Source organism: Micromonospora inaquosa (assembly GCF_003857055.1).
Lineage (GTDB): Bacteria > Actinomycetota > Actinomycetes > Mycobacteriales > Micromonosporaceae > Micromonospora > Micromonospora inaquosa.
In genome coordinates, this window is the sequence record NZ_QGSZ01000142.1 from 21,027 (window position 1) to 28,032 (window position 7,006).

Annotated in this window: 2 protein-coding genes; both read right to left on the minus strand. The window is 75.4% G+C overall.

Features of this window, described 5'->3' with window-relative positions; all coding sequences use genetic code 11:
- Positions 1 to 7: 7 nt before the first annotated feature.
- Entirely contained in the window at positions 8 to 3,457 is a 3,450-nt protein-coding gene (locus DLJ59_RS05700; RefSeq protein WP_124771454.1) for an ATP-dependent helicase, read from the minus strand.
- Positions 3,458 to 3,514: 57 nt separating this feature from the next.
- The gene (locus tag DLJ59_RS05705; protein WP_425271392.1) at positions 3,515 to 6,961 is read right to left on the minus strand and encodes an ATP-dependent helicase; all 3,447 of its coding nucleotides are present in this window, start codon (positions 6,959 to 6,961) and stop codon (positions 3,515 to 3,517) included.
- Positions 6,962 to 7,006: the final 45 nt, after the last annotated feature.

Genomic DNA, 7,006 nt, shown 5'->3' on the forward strand with positions numbered 1-7,006 from the left:
GCAGTGGTCAATGTTGTGCGGAATCCTCGGGCAACTGGGCGATCAAGGCCGTGAGGCCCGTCACATCCAACAGGTCGGCGGGCCGGACGGTCACCCCGTGCCGGACGTAATGGAACGCCGCGCCCACCCGGTCGACCGGCACACCGGCCAACTCCGCCCAGGCCAGCCGGTACACGGCCAGCTGCACGGCGGCCACCTCCGCCGCCGGCCCGCTGGGCTGCGCGCCGGTCTTCCAGTCGACCACGTCGAACCGGCCACCCGGCCGCGCGAAGACCGCGTCCATCCGGCCCCGCACCACCACCCCGGCGATCACCGTGGCGAACGGCACCTCCACCTCCACCGGTGACCGATCGGCCCACTCGCTGGCCAGGAACCGCTCCTGAAGCTCGACCAGAGCCTCGTCAGGTGCGGCATCGGCGTCGGCCGCACCGGGCAGCTCGTCCAGGTCCAACAGGCGGTCGGCGCCGAAGCGCTGCTCCAACCAGGCGTGGAAGGCGGTGCCTCGACGGGCGTACGGGTTGGGTTCGGTCGGCACCGGGCGACGCAGCGTACGGGCCAACGCCGCCGGATCGCGCCGTAGCGCGACGAGCTGGGTGACGCTCAACGCCCCGGGCAGCGCCACCTCGACCGCACCGGAGAGCCGGGTCAGCTCGGCGCGCTCGGCCAGCAGCAGGTCCGCCTCGCGCTGCCAGCGCGTCACCTCCGGGTCCGCCTCCGGCTCGACCGGCTCGGCCTCCGACCCGAGCGGCGTCACCGACCCGGGAAGCGCCGGCCCGACCGGCCCGGCGAGCACCGGCCCGACCGGCCCGGGCAGCACCGCCGCCGGGCCGTCGGCCATCAGGCGACGTACCAGCCCGGCCGCCTCGGCCAGCGCGGGCCGGCGACCGCCCAGCGGGTCGGCCGGCCACTCCGCGCGCAGCACCACCTCTGCCGTCGGGTTCGTCGCGTCGGGGGTCGGCTCCGGTGCCCACACGTCGATCAGGTGCCCCGGCCCGCCGTCGAGGCAGGCGTCGTACACCTCACGCAGGAAGACCGACGGACCTCGCGGCCGCTTCGTGCCCTCCCCCCACCAGTAACCGGAGCAGAGCAGCAACCGGCGCGGCCGGGTCACCGCCACGTACGTCAGCCGGCGTTCCTCCCGCTCGTCGTGGGCCCGCCACGCGTCGGTGAAGTCCGTCACCGCCCGCGCCACGGCCCGCTGGTCCCCCGCCTCGTCGAGCGCCAACTCGGGCAGCCCGTCGGCATCACCGCGCAGCGGGAACGGCAGCACGCCCAGCCCACCCAGCCAGTGATCGGAGTTGCGGACCGGCCCCGGCCACAACCCACGACTGAGCCCGGCCACCGCCACCACGTCCCACTCCAGGCCCTTGGCGGCGTGCGCGGTGACCACCTGTACCGCGCCCTCCACCACCTCGACCTCACCCGGTGCCAGCCCGCGCTCCTCGTCCTCGGCAGCGGCCAGGTAGGACAGGAAGCCGGACAGGGTCGCGCCGGGCGTCTCCCCGCTGAACCGGGCCGCCACGTCACCGAGCGCGTCCAGGTGCCCACGGGCCAGTCCTGCGTCGCCGGCGCCGTCCCGGCCGGCCCGCACCGCGACCTCCACGTCCAGGCCGATGGTCCGCTCGATGTCCGCGATCAGATCCGGCAGGGCCTGGTCCAGGCGGTAGCGCAGCAACGCCAACTCCCGGCCGTACGCGCGCAACCGCGCGAAACCCTCCGCCGAGTACGCCTGCGCCGGCCCGAGGTCGGCCAACGCCTCCACCAGAGTCGCCTCGTCCAACAGGTCGGGGCTGATCTCCGCGGCGTCGTCGGCGGCCACCTGTCGCCGGGCGTTCGCGATGGTTCGAGCCCGTCGGTGCAACGCCACCAGGTCACGCGGCCCGATCCGCCAACGGGCGCCGGTGAGCAACCGCAGCAGCGCCGCCCCGTCGGTCGGGTCGGCCAGCACCCGCAGCGTGCAGACGACGTCGCGTACCTCGGGGGTGTCCAGGAGGCCGCCCAACCCGACCACCTCGACCGGCAGGCCACGCTCACGCAGCGCCGACTCGATCGCCGGAATCTGGCTGCGCACCCGGACCAGCACGGCGGTCGTCGGGCGCCGCGCCACCGGGATGTGCTCCGGGGCCACACCCGGCATCCCGGCCGCCCCGCGCCACGCGGCGAGCACGCTGTCGGCGATCCAGTCGGCCTCATCGGCGTACGTGGGCAGCATCGCGCAGTGCACAGTGCCGCCGGCCGCACCGCCCGGGCTGCGGTGCGGGATCGGGTCCCGGACGGTCAGCGCGGAGCGCAGCTCCGGCACCCGGGCACCCGCAGCCCGCAGCGGGGTGGAGAGCGCGTTCGCCACCCGGAGGATCTCCGGGCGGTTGCGCCAACTCGTGGTGAGCCCCAGCGCCGGGGCCGGCTCACCGTCGGCGCGGGCGAACTCGGTGGGGAACCGGTCCAGGGTGCCCGCGCTGGCCCCCCGCCAGCCGTAGATCGACTGGCACGGGTCGCCCACCGCGGTCACCGGGTGCCCCCCACCGAACAACGCGTTGAGCAACACCACCTGGGCGTGGCTGGTGTCCTGGTACTCGTCGAGCAACACCACCCGGAAGCGGTCCCGCTCGATCACGCCGACCCCCGGGTGATCCCGGGCCACCCGCGCCGCCCGGGCGAGCTGGTCGGCGAAGTCCATCGCCTCGAAATCCTCCTTGCGCCGGGCGTACGCCCGCACCAGCGGCAGCAGCCGCAACCGGGTCTGCTGGAGGGTGAGCGCCTTGCGCACGTCCGCGTACACCCGACCCGGCCGGGACTGCACCTCGGCGAAGAACCGACCGGTCCAGGCCGCCAACTGGTCCGGCGCGACCAGGTGCTCGTCCAGTTCCCCGGCGAGCGCCAGCACCGCGTCGGTGATGGTGCTCGGCATCCGGTCCACCTCGGACATGTCGCCGTCGTAGTTGCGCACCAGCAGGTCGACCAACTGCCAGCGGGACGCCTCGGTGAGCAGTCGGGTGGACGGCTCGTAGCCGGCCCGCAGCCCGTGCTCGGTGACGATCCGCCCCGCGTACGAGTGGTAGGTGGAGACGGTGGGCTCACCCGCGAGCGGATCGTCCAACGGGTCCCGTCCCTGCCGGCCGAGGCGGCGGATCAGCTGGTCGAGTCGGGTCCGTACCCGATGGGCCAGCTCGCCGGCGGCCTTGCGGGTGAAGGTCAGCCCGAGGATCTGCTCGGGCCGCACGTACGAGTTGGCCACCAGCCAGACCACCCGCGCGGCCATCGTCTCGGTCTTGCCCGACCCGGCACCCGCGACCACCAGCAGCGGCTCCACCGGGGCGGCGATGATCGCGGCCTGCTCCCGGGTGGGTGCCGGCAACCGCAGCAGCTTGGCCAGCTCCACCGGCGTGTACCGGGGGCCGGAGTCCGCGAGTCGGGGCGTCGGCGCGGGACCGGCGCCGAACAGGGTGGGCTGGCTCACGGTGTCGTCACAGGCTGCAACACCGGCTCACTCCTCGCGACTGCGGGGCTGGCAAGCTCACTCCTCGCCCTCACTGGTGCGTCGGACGGTGGGCGGCTCGACGACCTGGCGCCCCTGCCCGGAGACCGGGCAGCTGGTGCGCACCGGGCAGACCCGGCACTTCGAGTTCGCCACCGCAGCGAACGTGGCGGCTGCCATCGTATCGGCGGTCCGCCGGACCAGCGCGGTCGCCCAACCGGCCGCCGGCCCCTCGCCGGCCGCCGGTTGGTTCTGCTCCCTGGCGTCCTTGGCGGACGTCCCGAGCTGCACCAGCGCGGCGCCCCCGGACTCGTCACCGAACTCGGCGAACGCTCCCGCCTCCACCGCCGCCTGGTAGGCGCCGAGCTGTGGGTGCTCCGCCAGGTCGGCGCCGGTGACAGCTGTGGACTTGCCGGTCTTCAGGTCGATCACCACGAGCCGCCCGGCCTCGTCGACCTCCAGCCGGTCGACCCGACCGGCCAGGTCGACGGGCCGATGCGGATCGTCCAGGCGGACGGCGAACTCGTGCTCGATGGCGAGCAACCGACGCGGGTTGGTGGCCAACCAGCGCAGCAGCTTGTCGACCATCGCCTCGGCGCGTTCCCGCTCCGGCCCGGCCATCCACCGGGCCGCCAGCTCGATCGCGTCGAACCGGGCGGCCACGTAGTCGAGCAGCGCGCCCCGGTCGGCACTGGCGTCCTCGGCGAGCATCGCGGCGGCGTGCACCAGGTTGCCCACCCCCTGCGCGGTGCTGGTCGGCCCGCTGCCGCCGTGCCGTTCCAGCAGCCACCGCAGGCTGCACCGCAGCGCGCTCTCCATGGCCGACGGGGTGACCCGCACCGGATCTCCGTCGTCGACGAGCGGCCGGTCGTCGGAGAGGGCGCGCAAACCCCACCAGTCGTCGGGGTGCGCACCGGGCACTCCGGCGGCGGCGAGCCGGGCCAGTTCGGCCGCCGCGGCGCGCCGCCGGGCCGCCGGGGCGGCCGGGTCGGTGATGGCGGTACGGAGTTCCGCGACCAACGCCGGCAGGGTGAGCGCCCGGGGTGGACGGGTCACCGGCAGCGCCCCGGGGCGGCCCGGCTCCTCGTCGCCGCTCTCGCCCGTCGCAACGCCCCCGGTGCGGCCACCGGTGGACGGCTCGGTGCGTGGACCGGGTGGCGTGCCGGGCGTGCTCGGCGGGCTGGGCAGCGACGTGCTGGGCGGGGTGGTCGGCGACGTGGGCGGAGTAGGCGGCGGCGTGGTGGGCGGCGGCGGTGTGCTGGGCGGCGGCGTGCTCGGGCCCAGCTCGTGCAGGAACCGGCTGGGCTGCTCCTCGTGATCGTCGCCGCCGACGGCGGCCGACGCCACGGCGCTCACCAGCAGCCGGTGTCGGGCCCGGCTGATGGCGACGTGGAAGAGCCGACGCTCCTCGTCCAGCAACGCCGAGGTCTGACCCACCACGTTCGCCGCCGTCGCCCCGTCGACCGACCGGCCAGCCAGCACATCGACCAGCCGCTCGGAGCCGAGCAGGCTGCCGCGCAACCGCAGGTCCGGCCAGATGCCCTCCTGCACGCCGGCCACCGCGACCAGGTCCCATTCCAGGCCCTTCGCCGCGTGGGCGGTGAGCAGGCGTACCGCCGCACCCCGGTCGGCAGTCGGGGCGATGGTGTCGGCCGGCAGGTCCTGGGCGAGCACGTGGTCGAGGAATACCTCGGTGCGGGCACCGGGCAGCCGGTCGGTGAACCGGGCGGCCGCGTCGAAGAGGACCAGCACGGCGTCCAGGTCGCGGTCGGCCGCCTCGGCCCGCCGTCGCCGGGCCAGGTCGCCCTCGCCGGCCTCCGGGCGGCCCTGGTTGATCGCGCCGGCCCACCGTTCGGCGAGACCACTGGCGTGCCAGACGGCCCAGAGCACGTCCTCAGCGGTCGCGCCCGGCCGGATGGCGGCTTCGCGTGCGATCGCCAACAGCCCGGCCACTGTCTGCGCCGGCTCCGCCCACCGCCGCTCGATGCCGGCCAACTCCTCCGGATCACGTAACGCGTCGACGATCAGCTCCCCGGAGGGGCGTCGGTCGCCGCCGGCCAACGCGAGCGCGCGCAGACCCTGCCGCAGCCGCCGCTCGGCCAGCGGGTCGGCCCCACCCAGCGGCGAGTGCAGCAGCGCGACCGCCGACTCCTCGTCGAGCCGTTCCGGCTCCAGCGCGCAACGCAGCAGAAGCAGCAGCGGCGCGACCGCCGGTTGCAGGTGCAGGGGCAGATCCTCACCGTGCACCACTGTGGGTACGCCGGCAGCGTGCAGCGCCCGTCGCAGGGTGGGCAGCTGCAACGCGGTGGACCGCACCAGCACCGCCATCCGTGACCAGGGCACGCCGTCGAGCAGGTGAGCCGAGCGCAGCGCGTGGGCCAGCCAGGCGGCCTCGCTGGTGGCCGAGCGGAACGTGTGCACCTCGACCACGCCGGGCGGCGCGTCCGGCAGGGGGTGCAGCCGACGGTGCGCGGCCGGCCCCCGTAGCCGGCGGCCCAGCCGGGCGATCGCCGCGAGCAGACCCGGCCCGGCCCGGTACGACGTGGTCAGCAGCACCTGTGCGGCCGGCGCACCGGAAGCCGTCCGGAAGCGGTGCGGGAACATCGCCACCCCGGCCGGGTCGGCGCCCCGGAAGGCGTACGTGGACGAGTCGGGGTCGGCGAACGCGACAAGCGACTTGCCGCCGCCCGCGATGACCGAGAGCAGCTCCAGCTGGGCGGGGTCGGTGTCGGCCAACTCGTCGAGGTAGACGTGGGCGAGCCGACGGCGCTCGGCGGCCAGCAGCTCCTCGTCGTCGCGCAGCAGCCCGGTGGCCGCCCGGACCAGCTCCGCCGGGTCGTACGCGATGGAGCCGCGGTTGCTGACGTCGCGCAGCGCGAGCACGGCGACGTACTCCCGGAGGAAGCGGGCGGCGGCGGGCCAGTCGGCGCGGCCGAGCTTCTCACCCAGGCGGGCCAGGTCGACCGGGCCCACCCCGCGCTCGGCGGCGCGCATGAGCAGGTCGCGCAGCTGGCCGGCGAACGCGCGGGTCCGCAGGGCGGGGCGCAGGTCGGTCGGCCAGCCGACCGGATCGTCCTCGGGCTCCTCGCCCACCACGTCCAGCAACTCACGGATGATCAGATCCTGCTCGGGGCCGGTGAGCAGCCGGGGCGACGGTTCGCCCCGCTCGGCGGCGGCGCGGCGGAGCAACCCGAAGGCGTACGCCGGGAAGGTGCGCACCAGCGGCTCGCGCAGCACCCGGTGGCCGTCCTGCGCGATGCGGGCCTCGATGCGCTGCCGCAGTGCGGTGGCGGCTCGGCGGCCGAAGGTCAGCACGAGGATCCGTTCGGGGTCGACCCCCTCGGCCACCCTGGCGGCGACCGCCTCGACCAGCGTGCTGGTCTTGCCGGTGCCCGGGCCGCCGAGCACGAGCATCGGCCCGTCGGTGTGCCCGACCACCTCGGCCTGCACCGGATCGGCCCGCCAGCCGCCGCCGGCGACGGCCAGCTCAGACTCGACCCCCCGCTCAGACCCACCCAAGCGCTCAGACCC